This is a genomic window from Streptococcus sp. NPS 308 (genome assembly GCF_002355895.1).
Lineage (GTDB): Bacteria > Bacillota > Bacilli > Lactobacillales > Streptococcaceae > Streptococcus.
Map to the genome: position 1 here is coordinate 655,635 of NZ_AP017652.1, position 15,570 is coordinate 671,204.

General features: G+C 42.1%; 18 protein-coding genes. 17 read left to right on the forward strand and 1 reads right to left on the reverse strand.

All coding sequences use genetic code 11. The annotated features are described in order from the left end of the window. The first annotated feature begins 110 nt into the window (after positions 1 to 110). The 8 genes from SNAG_RS03495 (at position 111) to SNAG_RS03530 (ending at position 6,521) form a co-directional block, all read left to right on the forward strand. Entirely contained in the window at positions 111 to 989 is an 879-nt protein-coding gene (locus SNAG_RS03495; protein ID WP_096406576.1) for a phosphate ABC transporter substrate-binding protein PstS, read from the forward strand. After that, entirely contained in the window at positions 989 to 1,906 is a 918-nt protein-coding gene (gene pstC, locus SNAG_RS03500; RefSeq protein WP_001070944.1) for a phosphate ABC transporter permease subunit PstC, read from the forward strand. The genes SNAG_RS03495 and pstC overlap by 1 nt, the downstream gene beginning before the upstream one ends. Continuing rightward, positions 1,896 to 2,780 (forward strand): phosphate ABC transporter permease PstA, encoded by an 885-nt coding sequence (pstA, locus tag SNAG_RS03505; protein ID WP_096406580.1) that lies wholly within the window; start codon positions 1,896 to 1,898, stop codon positions 2,778 to 2,780. The genes pstC and pstA overlap by 11 nt, the downstream gene beginning before the upstream one ends. 10 nt (positions 2,781 to 2,790) lie before the next feature. Then, positions 2,791 to 3,594 carry a phosphate ABC transporter ATP-binding protein PstB gene (gene pstB, locus SNAG_RS03510; RefSeq protein WP_000049851.1) on the forward strand — a complete coding sequence of 268 codons (804 nt, stop codon included), beginning with the start codon at positions 2,791 to 2,793 and terminating at the stop codon, positions 3,592 to 3,594. Between the two features lie 12 nt (positions 3,595 to 3,606). Further along, complete coding sequence (gene pstB, locus SNAG_RS03515; protein ID WP_096406583.1) at positions 3,607 to 4,365, forward strand: phosphate ABC transporter ATP-binding protein PstB; 759 nt, start codon at positions 3,607 to 3,609, stop codon at positions 4,363 to 4,365. Positions 4,366 to 4,376: 11 nt separating this feature from the next. Further along, on the forward strand, positions 4,377 to 5,030 hold the full coding sequence (phoU, locus tag SNAG_RS03520) for a phosphate signaling complex protein PhoU (RefSeq protein ID WP_096406585.1): 654 nt from the start codon (positions 4,377 to 4,379) through the stop codon (positions 5,028 to 5,030). An 88-nt stretch (positions 5,031 to 5,118) separates the two neighbouring features. After that, positions 5,119 to 5,586: an NUDIX hydrolase gene (locus tag SNAG_RS03525; RefSeq protein WP_096406588.1), complete on the forward strand. Its 468-nt coding sequence runs from the start codon at positions 5,119 to 5,121 to the stop codon at positions 5,584 to 5,586. Between the two features lie 119 nt (positions 5,587 to 5,705). Continuing rightward, positions 5,706 to 6,521, forward strand: a complete 816-nt coding sequence (locus tag SNAG_RS03530) for an ABC transporter substrate-binding protein (RefSeq protein ID WP_096406590.1) — start codon at positions 5,706 to 5,708, stop codon at positions 6,519 to 6,521. Between the two features lie 21 nt (positions 6,522 to 6,542). Here the strand turns inward: SNAG_RS03530 and SNAG_RS03535 are convergent, their stop codons facing one another. Beyond that, the gene (locus tag SNAG_RS03535; protein WP_096406593.1) at positions 6,543 to 7,814 is read right to left on the reverse strand and encodes an aminotransferase-like domain-containing protein; all 1,272 of its coding nucleotides are present in this window, start codon (positions 7,812 to 7,814) and stop codon (positions 6,543 to 6,545) included. Between the two features lie 145 nt (positions 7,815 to 7,959). On the opposite strand from SNAG_RS03535, the gene budA reads away from it, so the two are divergent. From budA to SNAG_RS03580, 9 genes are all read left to right on the forward strand, one after another. After that, on the forward strand, positions 7,960 to 8,691 hold the full coding sequence (gene budA, locus SNAG_RS03540; protein WP_096406595.1) for an acetolactate decarboxylase: 732 nt from the start codon (positions 7,960 to 7,962) through the stop codon (positions 8,689 to 8,691). A gap of 9 nt (positions 8,692 to 8,700) precedes the next feature. Continuing rightward, positions 8,701 to 9,456 (forward strand): YhfC family intramembrane metalloprotease, encoded by a 756-nt coding sequence (locus SNAG_RS03545; RefSeq protein ID WP_096406598.1) that lies wholly within the window; start codon positions 8,701 to 8,703, stop codon positions 9,454 to 9,456. A 110-nt stretch (positions 9,457 to 9,566) separates the two neighbouring features. Further along, the gene (murB, locus tag SNAG_RS03550) at positions 9,567 to 10,472 is read left to right on the forward strand and encodes a UDP-N-acetylmuramate dehydrogenase (RefSeq protein ID WP_096406600.1); all 906 of its coding nucleotides are present in this window, start codon (positions 9,567 to 9,569) and stop codon (positions 10,470 to 10,472) included. Positions 10,473 to 10,611: 139 nt separating this feature from the next. Continuing rightward, on the forward strand, positions 10,612 to 11,769 hold the full coding sequence (locus tag SNAG_RS03555; RefSeq protein WP_096406603.1) for an ABC transporter ATP-binding protein: 1,158 nt from the start codon (positions 10,612 to 10,614) through the stop codon (positions 11,767 to 11,769). Next, a complete protein-coding gene (locus SNAG_RS03560; RefSeq protein ID WP_096406606.1) occupies positions 11,750 to 12,556 on the forward strand; it encodes an ABC transporter permease in 807 nt (268 codons plus the stop codon). Before SNAG_RS03555 ends, SNAG_RS03560 begins: the two co-directional genes overlap by 20 nt. Further along, complete coding sequence (locus SNAG_RS03565; protein WP_096406608.1) at positions 12,553 to 13,326, forward strand: ABC transporter permease; 774 nt, start codon at positions 12,553 to 12,555, stop codon at positions 13,324 to 13,326. The genes SNAG_RS03560 and SNAG_RS03565 overlap by 4 nt, the downstream gene beginning before the upstream one ends. Further along, complete coding sequence (locus tag SNAG_RS03570) at positions 13,323 to 14,393, forward strand: ABC transporter substrate-binding protein (RefSeq protein ID WP_096406611.1); 1,071 nt, start codon at positions 13,323 to 13,325, stop codon at positions 14,391 to 14,393. The genes SNAG_RS03565 and SNAG_RS03570 overlap by 4 nt, the downstream gene beginning before the upstream one ends. Positions 14,394 to 14,541: 148 nt before the next feature. After that, a complete protein-coding gene (locus tag SNAG_RS09890) occupies positions 14,542 to 14,793 on the forward strand; it encodes a hypothetical protein (RefSeq protein ID WP_096406613.1) in 252 nt (83 codons plus the stop codon). A gap of 273 nt (positions 14,794 to 15,066) precedes the next feature. Beyond that, the gene (locus SNAG_RS03580) at positions 15,067 to 15,552 is read left to right on the forward strand and encodes an LURP-one-related/scramblase family protein (RefSeq protein ID WP_096406616.1); all 486 of its coding nucleotides are present in this window, start codon (positions 15,067 to 15,069) and stop codon (positions 15,550 to 15,552) included. The last annotated feature ends 18 nt before the right edge of the window (positions 15,553 to 15,570 follow it).

Sequence of the window (15,570 nt, forward strand, 5' to 3'; positions counted from 1 at the left end):
CAAGGGGCTTCCAGTCTATAAATCGTAAACCAAATCTTATCATCACTAATTGTCATGATAGGAACTGAAAGAAATCAGAACATTCATCATTATGTTCAAGGAGAAAAATAGTGAAAAAAAGAAAAAAGCTCGTCCTATCTCTTGCGACACTTTTGCTTGCAGGGTCTCTAGCGGGATGTGCAAGCTGGATTGATCGTGGAGAAACCATGACAGCCGTCGGTTCAACTGCCCTTCAGCCTCTGGTCGAAGCAGCAGCTGACGAATTTGGTTCAAGAAACATTGGAAAAACAGTCAACGTTCAAGGAGGAGGTTCGGGAACAGGACTTTCTCAAGTGCAGTCAGGAGCGGTTGATATTGGTAACTCTGACGTTTTTGCTGAGGAAAAAGCTGGAATTGACGCTTCAGCGCTTGTGGACCATAAGGTTGCAGTAGCTGGTCTGGCAGTAATTGTGAACAAAGAAGTGACTGTTGAAAATCTGACAATTGAGCAACTTCGTAAAATCTTTACCGGTGAAGTGACTAACTGGAAAGAGGTTGGGGGCAAAGACCTTGCAATTTCGATTATTAACCGTGCAGCAAGTTCTGGTTCGCGAGCAACCTTTGACAATGTCGTAATGAATGGTCAAGCGGCTATGCAGAGCCAAGAGCAGGATTCTAACGGGATGGTCAAGTCGATTGTATCCCAAACACCTGGAGCCATTTCTTACCTGGCTTTTGCCTATGTAGATGACTCGGTCAAGACCATGAAGCTCAATGGCTATGAGCCAACAACTGAAAATGTAACAACCAACAACTGGCCTTTGTGGTCTTATGAGCACATGTATACCCTAGGTCAGCCGAATGAGTTGGCGACTGAATTTTTAAAATTCATCCTCTCAGACGAAGCCCAGACTGGAATTGTTAAGGGAATGGGTTATATTTCCATTAATGAGATGAAAGTCCAAAAGGATGCTTCAGGTACCGTTACAGCAGTAGAAGGAGGTCAATAATGAATCAAGAAGAATTATCTAAAAAATTACTCTCTCCTTCAAAGAACTCTCGCCTTGAGAAGTTTGGTAAAGGATTGACCTTCGCTTGCCTTTCTTTGATTGTTATCATTGTGGCGATGATTTTGATTTTTGTAGCGCAGAAAGGCTTGTCGACCTTCTTTGTCAATGGGGTGAACATCTTTGATTTCCTCTTTGGACAGACTTGGAATCCTTCAGGAAAACAATTTGGTGCCCTGCCAATGATTTTGGGTTCCTTTATTGTAACAATTTTGTCAGCCCTGATTGCAACTCCCTTTGCTATTGGTGCTGCAGTCTTTATGACAGAAGTATCACCAAAAGGTGCTAAGATTTTGCAACCAGCCATTGAACTTCTCGTTGGGATTCCATCAGTTGTCTATGGATTTATCGGTTTGCAGGTTGTGGTTCCATTTGTTCGTAGTGTCTTTGGTGGAACTGGTTTTGGAATCTTGTCAGGGATTTTCGTTCTCTTTGTCATGATTCTACCAACTGTAACCTTTATGACAACAGACAGCTTGCGTGCTGTTCCCCGTCACTACCGTGAAGCCAGTTTGGCAATGGGAGCGACTCGCTGGCAAACCATCTGGCGTGTGACCTTGAAAGCAGCGCGTTCAGGTATTTTTACAGCAGTGGTCTTTGGGATGGCACGTGCCTTTGGTGAAGCCCTTGCTATTCAGATGGTGGTCGGAAACTCAGCAGTTATCCCAACCTCGCTAACAACGCCAGCTGCGACTTTGACTTCTGTTTTGACTATGGGTATCGGAAATACCGTCATGGGTACAGTTGATAATAACGTACTCTGGTCACTGGCCTTGGTATTGCTCTTGATGAGTTTGGCCTTTAACAGTGTGATTAAATTGATTACGAAAGAAAGAGGAAAGAAAAACTATGCACGCTAAGAAATTAGATAAACTTGCAACAGCTGTCCTCTATACCATCTCGGGTATCATCGTGACCATTCTGGCGTCCTTGATTCTCTATATCCTGGTTCGTGGTTTACCTCACATCTCTTGGTCCTTCTTGACTGGAAAATCTTCTTCCTATCAAGCAGGCGGAGGTATCGGAATTCAGCTTTATAATTCCTTCTTCCTTTTGGTTATTACCTTGGTTATTTCTGTTCCTTTATCCATGGGAGCGGGGATTTTCCTTGCTGAATATGCCAAAAAGGGTCCTGTGACCAATTTCATCCGTACTTGTATCGAAATTTTGTCTTCTCTACCGTCGGTCGTTGTGGGGCTCTTTGGTTACTTAATCTTTGTAGTCCAGTTTGAGTATGGATTTTCCATTATTTCTGGTGCCTTGGCCTTGACGGTCTTTAACCTGCCTCAGATGACTCGAAATGTTGAAGACAGTTTGAGACACGTTCACCATACCCAACGTGAGGCTGGTCTGGCCCTCGGAATTTCTCGTTGGGAGACTGTGGTCCATGTCGTCATTCCAGAAGCCCTTCCAGGTATCGTAACGGGTGTTGTCTTGGCATCTGGCCGTATCTTTGGTGAGGCCGCCGCTCTTATCTATACGGCAGGACAATCCGCTCCAGCCCTTGACTGGTCTAACTGGAATGTCCTCAGTGTTACCAGTCCTATCTCAATCTTCCGTCAAGCAGAAACCTTGGCTGTCCACATCTGGAAGGTCAACAGTGAAGGAACCATTCCTGATGCTACTATCGTATCAGCAGGTTCTGCCGCTGTGCTCCTCATCTTTATCTTGATTTTTAACTTTGGAGCACGCAAACTTGGAAGCTATTTACACAAGAAATTAACCGCTGCCTAAAGGAGAAGCCATGTCAAAATATAACTGGGATGAAAAGCATATCATCACCTTCCCTGAAGAAAAAGTGGCCCTCTCTACCAAGGATTTACATGTTTACTATGGTAAAAATGAATCCATCAAGGGCATCGATATGCAATTTGAAAAAAATAAAATTACAGCCTTGATTGGTCCTTCTGGATCAGGGAAATCTACTTATCTTCGCAGTCTCAATCGGATGAATGATACAATTGATATTGCCAAGGTCACAGGTCAAATCCTCTACCGAGGGATTGACGTTAATCGTCCAGAAATCAATGTCTATGAGATGCGCAAGCATATCGGAATGGTCTTCCAACGTCCAAATCCATTTGCCAAGTCTATTTACCGTAACATCACTTTTGCCCATGAACGTGCAGGTGTTAAGGATAAGAAGGTCTTGGATGAAATTGTAGAAACCTCTCTAAGACAGGCTGCCCTATGGGATCAGGTCAAAGACGACCTCCACAAATCAGCCTTGATGCTTTCTGGAGGTCAGCAACAACGTCTCTGTATCGCTCGCGCCATCTCTGTTAAGCCAGATATCCTCTTGATGGATGAACCGGCGTCAGCCTTGGATCCGATTGCGACAGCCCAGCTGGAAGAAACCATGTTGGAATTAAAGAAGGACTTTACCATCATCATCGTTACCCACAGTATGCAGCAGGCTGCCCGTGCGAGTGACTATACTGGATTTTTCTACTTGGGTGATTTGATTGAGTATGATAAGACGTCCAATATTTTCCAAAATGCCAAGCTACAGTCAACCAATGACTATGTAACGGGACACTTTGGTTAGAAAGGAAACAGCATGACAGAACCGATTTTGCAGGTTAAAGACCTGTCCGTTTATTACAACAAAAAGAAGGCCTTGAATAGTGTTTCCCTTTCTTTCCAACCCAAGGAAATAACCGCCCTCATTGGTCCATCTGGTTCAGGGAAGTCAACTCTTCTCAAGGCCATCAACCGGATGGGAGATTTAAACCCTGAGGTGACAACAACGGGGACAGTGATTTATAATGGTCACAATATCTATAGTCCTCGCACAGATACAGTTGAATTGCGTAAGGAAATCGGCATGGTTTTCCAACAGCCCAATCCATTTCCTATGTCTATCTACGAAAATGTTGTTTACGGACTGCGAATCAATGGAGTCAAGGATAAACAAGTCCTTGATGAAGCAGTAGAAAAGGCCTTGCAACGTGCTTCTATCTGGGATGAGGTCAAGGACCGTTTGCATGATTCGGCTATTGGTCTCTCAGGAGGTCAACAGCAACGTGTCTGTGTTGCTCGTGTTTTGGCAACCAGCCCTAAAATTATCCTCTTGGACGAACCAACTTCAGCCTTGGATCCTATCTCGGCTGGTAAGATTGAGGAAACCTTGTATGGTCTAAAGGATAAATACACCATGCTCTTGGTAACGCGTTCCATGCAGCAGGCTTCTCGTATCTCTGATAAAACTGGCTTTTTCCTAGATGGGAATTTAATCGAGTTTAACGATACGAAGAAGATGTTCCTCAACCCACAAAACAAGGAAACAGAAGATTATATTACAGGAAAATTTGGATAAGGAGTTGAATGATGTTACGATCTCAATTTGAAGAAGATTTAGAGAAATTGCACAACCAGTTCTACGCAATGGGACAAGAAGTGCTTTCGCAGATCAATCGTACAGTGCGCGCCTTTGTCACGCACGACCGTGATTTGGCAAAAGAAGTCATTGAAGACGATGCAGAAGTAAATGAATACGAAGTGAAGTTGGAAAAGAAATCATTTGAAATGATTGCTCTTCAGCAACCCGTTTCTCAGGACCTTCGAACAGTTTTGACCGTTCTCAAGGCGGTTTCAGACGTCGAACGCATGGGAGATCATGCAGTCTCTATCGCTGAGGCAACCATTCGTATGAAAGGGGAGCAACGTATCCCTGCCGTTGAAGAAGAAATCAAACAGATGGGACGCGACGTGAAGAATTTCGTCGAAGCAGCTCTGGATCTCTACCTGAACGGCACTGTGGATCAAGCCTACGAAGTAGCGGCTATGGATGAAAAAATCAACCATTACTTTGACAGCATTCGTGAATTGGCTACAGAAGAAATCAAGAAAAATCCTGAAGCTATTGTTACAGGACGTGATTACTTCCAGGTTATTTCCTTCTTGGAACGTATCGGAGACTACGCAAAAAATATCTGTGAATGGGTTGTTTACTTTGAAACAGGTAAAATTGTTGAATTATAAAGTATTCAAATGATAAAATGATTGTGAAAGCTTACTTTTTAATAGTAAGCTTTCGTTGTATTGATGTTTTTTTTATCAGAGGTGAGTAATGGACTACATACAGAATATAAGAAAAAAAGTTGGGAAAGATAAAATTATTTTAAATTTCACCTGTGGAATATTAAATCAATCAGGAAAAATATTATTACAAAAACGAGCAGATAAAGGAACGTGGGGATTACCAGGTGGTGCTATTGAATTAGGTGAATCGGCTTTAGAAGCTTTAGTGAGAGAGTTTTATGAAGAAACGGGAATCGAAGTGAGAGCGGAAAAACTCTTAAATGTTTATACTAAATATTCAGATAGTTATCCGAATGGTGATGAGGCTCAAGTTCTTACAATTTTGTATTTAGTTTCATCTGAAACTTTTATTTCTACAAATTCTTTTTCAAGTGATGAAACTTTAGAATTAGGATTTTTTGATCATAGGGACGTACAAAATATTGCAATCGTAAACCAGCAACATCAAGATATGATAAACGATTTTTTTGAAAATAAGTTCCCAATAGATAGATAAACTAATCTCGGAATTTTTATTTTTTGTAACTATATTTTATGAAAATGCAAGAAAAAACGTTGACAAGCATTTTCGAATGAGTTATAATTATTCATAAATAACAGAAAGGTCGTTTATTTATGAAGTTCAAGAAATGGATATTAGTAGTGTGTAGCATGCTAGCCAGCATGATTTTAGTAGCTTGTCAATCCAGTACGGATAGTTCCCAGTCTGCTGTGGATGCTATCAAACAAAAAGGGAAGCTAGTTGTGGCGACTAGCCCAGACTATGCGCCATTTGAATTCCAAGCCTTGGTTGATGGTAAAAACCAAGTGGTTGGTGCAGATATTGATATGGCTCAAGCGATTGCGGATGAACTTGGAGTTAAGCTTGAAATCTCTAGTATGAGTTTTGACAATGTCTTGACCAGTCTTCAAACTGGAAAGGCTGACTTGGCCATTGCAGGAATTAGTGCCACCGATGAGAGAAAAGAAGTCTTTGACTTTTCAATTCCTTACTATGAAAACAAGATGAGTTTCTTGGTTAGAAAAGCCGATTTAGACAAGTTCAAGGATCTTTCAAACCTCGCAAGTGCAAATATCGCAGCTCAAAAGGGAACTGTTCCAGAAACCATGGTCAAGGAACAATTGCCAAATGCTCAATTGACATCCCTGACCAATATGGGTGAAGCAGTCAATGAATTGCAGGCTGGGAAAGTGGATGCTGTTCATATGGATGAACCAGTGGCTCTTAGTTACGCTGGTAAAAACTCCGACCTTGTCGTTGCGACAGCTACTTTGACGATGAAAGATGGCGAAGCCAATGCCGTTGCCATCAAGAAGAATCAATCAGACTTGAAAGCAGTAGTCGATAAGGTTATCCAAAAACTGAAAGATGAAGGAACTTATCAAACCTATCTAGAAAAAGCAGCGAAACTAACAGAAGTTGAACAGTAAAAAAGAAAGCAGAGTTGGACTTTAATCCAATTCTGCTTTTATGTATTGTAATAGTGCTTCTAGATTTTCAAGAGAGACTTTGGCGAACTGATAAGGACAGGCATCCAAATAAGCCTTCTCAAAAAAGTCTAGTTTGAGTGAGCTGTGTTTCAAACTGGCAATTTTAGGATAATTTCTCAAATCAAGCAAAAGACCATCGTGTAGAGGATAGTAGGGCAAGGGACAGGTGTTTTTTTCAAGCACTTCCTTAATCTGAGCCTGATAGTTCTCCTGAAGGGTCAGTCTGGCCAGTCGATTTTTTTCAAATAACTGGCTATCGATGTAAAGAGAAAGAGCCTTTTGCATGATGAGATTGCTGTCATAGTCCAGGATATTTTTGTAGGAAACAAAGGTCTCTTTTAGAGCATTTGGGAGAATGAGGGCGGTAATACGAAGGGCTGGAAAGAGACTGGTTGAGAAGGACTTGATATAAATGACTCGATCCTTAGTATCCAGATAGTGGAAGGTTTGACCCTTTCTAGGATCTAAGTCCCCTAAATAGTCATCCTCGACGATATATACACCATACTGATTTGTTAGATCCAGAATAGCCCTCTTTTCCTGATCAGAATAGGAATGGCCTAGGGGATAGTGGAAGCGAGGAATGGTATAGAAAAACTTGATTTTCCCAGATTTGAACTGTTCTTCCAGTTCTTCAAGGTCAATGCCATCAATTCGGCGTTCAATGGTCTGGTAGGCCAATTCTTGAGCGACCAAGAGACGATTCATTCGGTGGTAAGTCGGCTGTTCAACCAAAATCTCCTCTCCCTCGCTCGGAAAGTTAATCTGAGAAAGGATAAAGAGAGCTTGCTGGGTGCCAGATGTTAGAACCAGTTGGTCGGGTTTGCAGTAGAGGGCTTGGTCAAAGAGGAGTTGATGGACAGATTGTCTCAGTTCCTCAAGGCCTTCTTGGTTGTCATAGTAGTTGAAGAGGTAGTTTTCTCTTCCAATCAGTGTTTCATTGACGCAGAGTCTGAAATCGTCATAAGCACTGGCGTGTTCGTCAGTGACTTCGATTTCCAAGTCCTGATGCTGGCCCTGTTCCAGAACATAGTAGCCACTCTGTGGTTTGGCATAGAGGTATTGTTCATGGCGTAATTCCAGTAGGGCTCGTTGGATAGTGTCCTTGCTACAGTGGAAGTCTTGGCTCAGTTGACGGATGGAGGGAAGCCGGCTACCTGTTGGAAATTTTCCTGATTCGATACCTTTTTTGAGAAAGGAAACAACTGCTTGGTATTTACTTTCTTTCTTCATTCCAGACCTCCGTTGATTTTGTTACATTGTACCTTTTTTTTGCCTGCTTGGCAATGGGAAAAGCATTTCCCCCTTTCACAACTAGGAGCAAATGTGGTATACTTAGAAAGTATGATGATTTATTGAACAGAAGATAAGAAAGAGAATGGATAGAAAAGTGCAGGAACCGGTTAAATTATTTCAATACAATACTCTAGGTGCCCTAATGGCAGGTCTCTATGGTGGAACCATGACAGTGGGAGAATTGTTGGAGCATGGTGACCTTGGTTTGGGAACCCTTGATTCGATTGATGGGGAGTTGATTGTCCTTGATGGCAAGGCTTATCAAGCCAAGGGTTCAGGTCAAACGCCTGAAATCGTCGAAGTGGCAGCGGATGCTCTTATTCCCTATGCAGCAGTGGTCCCTCATCAGGCAGAAGTGATTTTTCGTCAGCGCTTTGAGATGACTGATAAGGAATTGGAAAAGCGAATTGAGTCCTACTATGATGGGGAAAATCTTTTTCGCTCCATCAAGATTCATGGGGAATTTGCCCACATGCATGTACGAATGATTCCCAAATCAACAACAGACACCAAGTTTGCGGAGGTTGCTACCCATCAGCCTGAATATAGTCGTGAAAATGTATCGGGAACCATCGTTGGATTTTGGACACCAGAGATTTTCCATGGGGTCAGTGTGGCGGGTTACCATTTGCACTTTATCTCAGATGATTTGACCTTTGGTGGACACGTGATGGACTTTGTTATTAAGGAAGGCATAATCGAGGTGGGGGCTGTTGATCAATTGGACCAACGTTTTCCAGTCCAAGATCGCCAGTATTTATTTGCTAAATTTAACGTTGACGAGATGAAGAAAGATATTGATAAGTCAGAATAGGAGAAAAAGATGATATTACATATTATCCTCACCATGATCGCTTTAGTTCTCATTCTAGTAGGTGGAACTTGGTATGCCAAAAAACGGTTTAAAATCTCTCTTGCAGTGATGGGCTTGGGGGCAATCGCATTTTTTGTTTCTTCTCAAGTGTTAGAGAAGATGGTTCATCTTCTGGTACTCCATCCGCAAAAAGATGGAACCATTCCTCTCATGCAGGAGCAGCCTTTCTTATACGTCCTTTATGGAATCGCTATGGCTGCCCTCTTTGAGGAAACAGCTCGTCTTGTCTTTTTTAAATGGTTGGAGAAAAAGAGAAGTCTAGAAGAGAAAGACGCTTTGGCTTATGGCTTGGGACATGGAGGTTTGGAGTTGCTCTATCTTGGGATGGGAAGCTTGATCAGTTTGTTGATCCTCTTTTCACTCATCCAGTCCTCAAATACTGATGTGGCTAATCTTCTTCCAAAGACGACACTCGAAACGGTTCAGTCTCTTTCTGTGTGGCAGGTTTATTTACTAGGAGTTGAGCGTGTGCTTGCTCTGGTTCTGCAAATTGGTCTCTCTATCTGGGTCTATCAAAGTGTTCGTAAAAAGAAATGGATCTACCTCCTTGCTGCCTATGGTTTGCATGCCTTGTTTGACTTGGCTCCAGCCTTATCTCAGGTAGGCTGGATTGCAAATCCACTTGTAGTGGAGGGCATTCTTCTTGTAGAAGTACTGGCCTTTGTCTGGCTTACAAAATCTACATTTTGGAAAAAATCATCATAAAAAGAGGTTCACCTCTTTTTTTATGCAATGCTTTGATGCTTCCATTTTTCGGTTCGTCAAAAGCCTTTAAAAATGGTATAATGAAATGACTTTACAAAAGGATGAGAGATATGACATTAGTAACTAAAATACAAGAACAATTAGAAGGAATTGATATTCGTTTCAAGGAACCTTTGAAGACCTATACCTATACAAAGGTTGGAGGTCGAGCGGATTATCTAGTTTTGCCACGTAATCGCTATGAGATGGCGCGTGTCGTCCAATTTGCCAATCAAGAGAATATTCCCTGGATGGTGCTAGGAAATGCCAGCAATATCATCGTTCGTGAAGGTGGAATCCGTGGTTTTGTCATCTTGTGTGATAAGCTTAATAACGTTTCGGTTGATGGCTACACTATTGAAGCAGAAGCAGGAGCCAACTTGATTGAAACGACACGTATTGCCCTTCGTCATAGTTTGACTGGTTTTGAGTTTGCTTGTGGCATTCCAGGGAGCGTCGGCGGTGCGGTCTTTATGAATGCGGGTGCTTATGGAGGAGAGATTGCTCACATCTTGCAGTCTTGTCAAATTTTGACCAAGGAAGGGGAAATCGAGACCTTATCTGCCAAGGATTTGGCTTTTGGTTACCGCCATTCAGCTATTCAGGATTCTGGGGCCATTGTCTTGTCAGCTAAATTTGCGCTAGCTCCAGGAAATCACCAGGTTATCAAGCAGGAAATGGATCGCTTGACGCACCTACGTGAACTCAAACAACCTTTAGAATACCCATCTTGCGGTTCAGTCTTTAAGCGTCCAGTGGGGCATTTTGCAGGACAATTGATTTCAGAAGCTGGTTTGAAGGGCTACCGTATCGGTGGTGTTGAAGTCTCAGAAAAACATGCAGGCTTTATGATTAATGTAGCCGATGGGACTGCAAGAGATTATGAAGACTTAATTGAATCTGTCATTGAAAAAGTTAAAGAACATTCAGGTGTTACCTTAGAGCGAGAAGTTCGTATCTTGGGTGAACACGAATAACATTATTTTTACATAGCATTCAAAGATTGGGATTTTATCGCTAAATGAGGTTTAGGTCAATTTATTTCCTACGCTTGTATCTAGCATTCTAACAAGGTCCCAATCTGTTAATTTACGAAGAAGAAGGAATTTAGAGGAATTGAAAAAACCAATTATCGAATTCAGAAACGTTACTAAAGTTTTTGAAGACAGCAACACAAAGGTTCTCAAAGATATTAACTTTGAGTTGGAAGAAGGGAAATTTTACACTCTTTTGGGCGCGTCTGGTTCAGGAAAGTCAACCATCCTGAACATCATTGCAGGTTTACTGGATGCGACGGCAGGAGATATTTTACTGGATGGGGTACGGATTAATGACATCCCAACCAACAAACGAGATGTTCATACGGTCTTCCAATCCTATGCCTTGTTTCCACATATGAATGTGTTTGAAAATGTTGCCTTTCCACTCCGCTTGCGTAAGATTGACAAGAAAGAAATCGAACAACGCGTAGCGGAAGTTCTCAAGATGGTTCAGTTGGAAGGTTACGAGAAGCGTTCCATTCGTAAACTCTCTGGAGGACAACGTCAGCGTGTAGCCATTGCCCGTGCCATCATCAACCAACCCCGTGTGGTTTTGTTGGACGAGCCCTTGTCAGCGCTGGACTTGAAATTGCGAACAGACATGCAGTACGAACTGCGTGAACTGCAACAACGATTGGGGATTACCTTTGTCTTTGTCACTCACGATCAGGAAGAAGCTCTTGCCATGAGTGACTGGATTTTCGTTATGAATGATGGCGAGATTGTTCAGTCTGGAACGCCTGTGGACATCTATGATGAGCCGATCAACCATTTTGTTGCCACCTTTATCGGCGAGTCCAACATCTTGCCAGGAACCATGATTGAGGACTACTTGGTCGAGTTTAACGGCAAACGCTTTGAAGCGGTCGATGGTGGGATGAAGCCAAACGAGCCTGTTGAGATTGTCATTCGTCCAGAGGACTTGCGCATTACTCTTCCTGAAGAAGGCAAGCTCCAAGTTAAGGTGGATACCCAGCTTTTCCGTGGGGTTCACTATGAGATTATCGCCTATGACGAACTCGGAAACGAATGGATGATCCACTCGACCCGTAAGGCCATTGTGGGTGAGGAAATCGGTCTGGACTTTGAACCAGAAGATATCCACATCATGCGTCTCAACGAAACCGAAGAAGAGTTCGATGCTCGTATCGAGGAGTATGTAGAAATCGAAGAGCAAGAAGCAGGTCTGATTAACGCGATCGAGGAGGAAAGAGATGAAGAAAACAACCTCTAAACTCTTTGTAGTGCCTTACATGCTTTGGATTGCCCTTTTTGTCCTCGCACCTTTGGTCTTGATTTTTGGACAATCTTTTTTCAACATTGAAGGGCAGTTTAGTTTAGAAAACTATAAATCCTACTTTGCGTCACAAAACTTGACCTATCTCAAAATGAGCTTCAACTCTGTGCTTTATGCAGGGATTGTGACCATGGTGACACTGCTCATCAGCTATCCAACAGCCCTCTTTTTGACCCGTCTCAAGCACCGTCAACTCTGGCTCATGCTGATTATCCTGCCGACATGGATTAATCTGCTCCTCAAGGCCTATGCCTTTATCGGGATTTTTGGTCAAAATGGCTCTATTAATCAATTTTTGGAATTTATCGGAATCGGTTCGCAACAGTTGCTATTTACCGATTTCTCCTTTATCTTTGTCGCAAGCTACATCGAGCTTCCCTTTATGATTTTGCCGATTTTCAATGTCTTGGATGACATGGATAACAATCTCATCAATGCCAGCTACGACCTCGGTGCGACCAAGTGGGAAACTTTCCGCCAAGTTATCTTCCCTCTGTCTATGAACGGGGTGAGAAGTGGGGTTCAGTCGGTCTTTATCCCAAGTTTGAGTCTCTTCATGCTGACACGTTTGATTGGTGGGAACCGTGTTATCACGCTGGGAACGGCTATTGAGCAGAACTTCCTGACCAATGACAACTATGGTATGGGTTCAACCATCGGTGTGATTCTTATCCTGACTATGTTTCTCACCATGTGGGTGACCAAGGAAAGGAGAGAACGATGAAAAAATTTGCCAATCTCTACCTAGCCTTTGTCTTTATCATCCTATATTTGCCAATCTTTTACTTGATTGGCTATGCCTTTAATGCAGGGGATGATATGAATAGTTTTACTGGTTTTAGCTTGAGCCATTTTAAAACTATGTTTGGTGATGGTCGTCTCATGTTGATCCTCACCCAAACCTTTTTCTTGGCCTTTCTGTCAGCCTTGATTGCGACTGTTATAGGGACTTTCGGTGCCATCTATATCTATCAGTCTCGTAAGAAATACCAAGAAGCCTTTCTATCTTTTAATAATATTTTGATGGTTGCGCCAGACGTTATGATTGGTGCCAGCTTCTTGATTCTCTTTACCCAACTCAAGTTTTCACTTGGCTTTTTGACGGTTCTATCTAGTCACGTGGCCTTTTCCATCCCTATCGTGGTCTTGATGGTCTTACCTCGCCTCAAGGAGATGAATGATGACATGATTCATGCGGCCTATGACTTGGGAGCCAGCCAGTTTCAGATGTTTAAGGAAATCATGCTTCCTTACCTGACTCCGTCTATCATTGCAGGTTATTTCATGGCCTTCACCTATTCGCTAGATGACTTTGCCGTGACCTTCTTTGTAACAGGAAATGGCTTTTCAACCCTGTCAGTTGAGATTTACTCTCGTGCTCGTAAGGGAATTTCGCTGGAAATCAATGCCCTGTCTGCCCTTGTCTTTCTCTTTAGTATTATCCTAGTTGTTGGCTATTACTTTATCTCACGTGAGAAGGAGGAGCAAGCATGAAAAAACTCTATTCATTTTTAGCAGGAATTGCAGCAATTATCCTTGTCTTGTGGGGGATTGCGACTCATCTAGACAGTAAAATCAATAGCCGAGACAGTCAGAAATTGGTTATTTACAACTGGGGAGACTATATCGATCCCGAACTCTTGGAGAAATTCACAGAAGAAACAGGAATCCAAGTCCAGTACGAGACCTTTGATTCCAATGAAGCCATGTATACCAAGATCAAGCAGGGTGGAACGACCTATGATATTGCCATCCCAAGTGAGTACATGATCAACAAGATGAAGGACGAAGATCTCTTGGTTCCGCTTGATTATTCAAAAATTGAAGGCATCGAAAATATCGGACCTGAGTTCCTCAACCAGTCTTTTGACCCGGGCAATAAATTCTCCATCCCTTACTTCTGGGGGACTTTGGGAATTGTTTACAATGAAACCATGGTAGATGAGGCGCCCGAGCATTGGGATGACCTCTGGAAACCAGAATACAAGGATTCCATTATGCTCTTTGATGGGGCGCGTGAGGTGCTGGGACTCGGGCTTAACTCACTTGGTTACAGCCTCAACTCCAAGGATCCTCAACAGTTGGAAGAGACAGTGGATAAGCTCTACAAACTGACTCCAAATATCAAGGCCATTGTGGCCGACGAGATGAAGGGTTACATGATTCAGAATAACGCGGCCATCGGTGTGACCTTCTCAGGAGAAGCCAGTCAGATGTTGGAGAAAAATCCTAACCTCAAATATGTCGTTCCGACTGAGGCCAGCAATCTCTGGTTTGATAACATGGTCATTCCAAAAACCGTGAAAAACCAAGATGCAGCCTATGCTTTTATCAACTTTATGTTGAAACCCGAAAATGCTCTGAAAAATGCCGAGTATGTGGGCTACTCAACACCGAACCTACCAGCCAAGGAAATGCTCCCAGAGGAGACCAAGGAAGACAAATCCTTCTATCCAGACGCTGATACCATGAAACACCTAGAAGTTTATGAAAAGTTTGACCATAAATGGACAGGAAAATACAGCGACCTCTTCCTCCAGTTTAAAATGTATCGGAAGTAGGAGTTAGCAGGTATGAAACGAATCAGTCAAGCTGATTCGTTTTTTTAATAGAAGTTAACTTTTACAGCCTTATCTTTTTCTATTCTAGTTGCTTATTTGCTTGCCTAGTAGTATACTAAGTTTATACGAATAGAAAGCGGTAACAAAGATGAAAATATCTACTTTTTTCAAAAAAAGTTACTGGCCAACCTTTTTAATTGTTAACGAAACAATTATACTATTTCATTTAAAGGATGGCTTGGATCGGCAATATCTAACAATGGATTCCATATATTTGGTGATAGGTTACTTTATATTTGCAAATGTTTTCATAGCTATCTTTAGCAATTCAAAACTTTGGGATAAAAGTTGGGATAAAAAGAGTGATAGCAGTAAGAAAAAATATATTCTGAAAAAGTAATCTGAGATGTAGGGAATGGGTTATTTAAATAGGAATCATTTCCAGTTGACGCAGACTTAAAAAAACGATATAATACTAGAGTTGAGAATTGATTTTCAATCAACTTAGTCCAGAGAAATGGCGGTGCTGCGAGCCATCTAAGCTAGGAAATCATGCTACTCAATCAGACAATTGCATAAGAACAAGAGAATGACAAGTTCATTGAATGAAGGTGGTACCGCGGTTTTTCGCCCTTCGTGATGTGAGCTTGTCTTTTGATTTTTGGAGGTGTTTATGAAGACATTTCTCGTGAAACAAAAGTTTCGTCTTGGAGGCGAACGCTTTGATATCAAGGATGATAGAGGAGTGGTAAACTATCAGGTAGAGGGCTCTTTCTTCCAAATTCCTAAGACCTTTACTATCTATGACGCCTATGGTGAGCAAGTCAGTGAGATTAGTAAAGAATTTTTCACTTTGCTTCCTCGCTTTACTATCCAGTTACGAAACGGTTCCAATTTCGTCATTCGTAAGAAGTTGACCTTCTTTCGAGATAAGTATGAGTTTGATAATCTGGGACTTCGTATCGAGGGCAATATCTGGGATTTGAATTTTAAATTGCTAGATGATCGTGATCAGCTTGTCGCCGAGATTCGAAAAGAGATTTTCCATCTGACCTCAACTTACACCGTAACCGTCTATGAAGACTCGTATGCAGATTTGGTCATTTCCCTTTGTGTCGCGATTGACTATGTGGAAATGCTGGAAAGCCAATCAAATTAGACAAGTAAATAAGGAGAT

What these genes read in the sequence shown, in the direction of transcription:
- phoU (WP_096406585.1), top strand. Translation starts at nt 4,377, where the DNA reads ATGTTACGATCTCAATTTGAAGAAGATTTAGAGAAATTGCACAACCAG.
- SNAG_RS03530 (WP_096406590.1), top strand. Translation starts at nt 5,706, where the DNA reads ATGAAGTTCAAGAAATGGATATTAGTAGTGTGTAGCATGCTAGCCAGC.
- SNAG_RS03525 (WP_096406588.1), top strand. Translation starts at nt 5,119, where the DNA reads ATGGACTACATACAGAATATAAGAAAAAAAGTTGGGAAAGATAAAATT.
- pstA (WP_096406580.1), top strand. Translation starts at nt 1,896, where the DNA reads ATGCACGCTAAGAAATTAGATAAACTTGCAACAGCTGTCCTCTATACC.
- SNAG_RS03565 (WP_096406608.1), top strand. Translation starts at nt 12,553, where the DNA reads ATGAAAAAATTTGCCAATCTCTACCTAGCCTTTGTCTTTATCATCCTA.
- pstB (WP_000049851.1), top strand. Translation starts at nt 2,791, where the DNA reads ATGTCAAAATATAACTGGGATGAAAAGCATATCATCACCTTCCCTGAA.
- SNAG_RS03545 (WP_096406598.1), top strand. Translation starts at nt 8,701, where the DNA reads ATGATATTACATATTATCCTCACCATGATCGCTTTAGTTCTCATTCTA.
- SNAG_RS09890 (WP_096406613.1), top strand. Translation starts at nt 14,542, where the DNA reads ATGAAAATATCTACTTTTTTCAAAAAAAGTTACTGGCCAACCTTTTTA.
- murB (WP_096406600.1), top strand. Translation starts at nt 9,567, where the DNA reads ATGACATTAGTAACTAAAATACAAGAACAATTAGAAGGAATTGATATT.
- SNAG_RS03570 (WP_096406611.1), top strand. Translation starts at nt 13,323, where the DNA reads ATGAAAAAACTCTATTCATTTTTAGCAGGAATTGCAGCAATTATCCTT.
- budA (WP_096406595.1), top strand. Translation starts at nt 7,960, where the DNA reads ATGGATAGAAAAGTGCAGGAACCGGTTAAATTATTTCAATACAATACT.
- pstC (WP_001070944.1), top strand. Translation starts at nt 989, where the DNA reads ATGAATCAAGAAGAATTATCTAAAAAATTACTCTCTCCTTCAAAGAAC.
- SNAG_RS03560 (WP_096406606.1), top strand. Translation starts at nt 11,750, where the DNA reads ATGAAGAAAACAACCTCTAAACTCTTTGTAGTGCCTTACATGCTTTGG.
- pstB (WP_096406583.1), top strand. Translation starts at nt 3,607, where the DNA reads ATGACAGAACCGATTTTGCAGGTTAAAGACCTGTCCGTTTATTACAAC.
- SNAG_RS03580 (WP_096406616.1), top strand. Translation starts at nt 15,067, where the DNA reads ATGAAGACATTTCTCGTGAAACAAAAGTTTCGTCTTGGAGGCGAACGC.
- SNAG_RS03535 (WP_096406593.1), bottom strand. Translation starts at nt 7,814, where the DNA reads ATGAAGAAAGAAAGTAAATACCAAGCAGTTGTTTCCTTTCTCAAAAAA.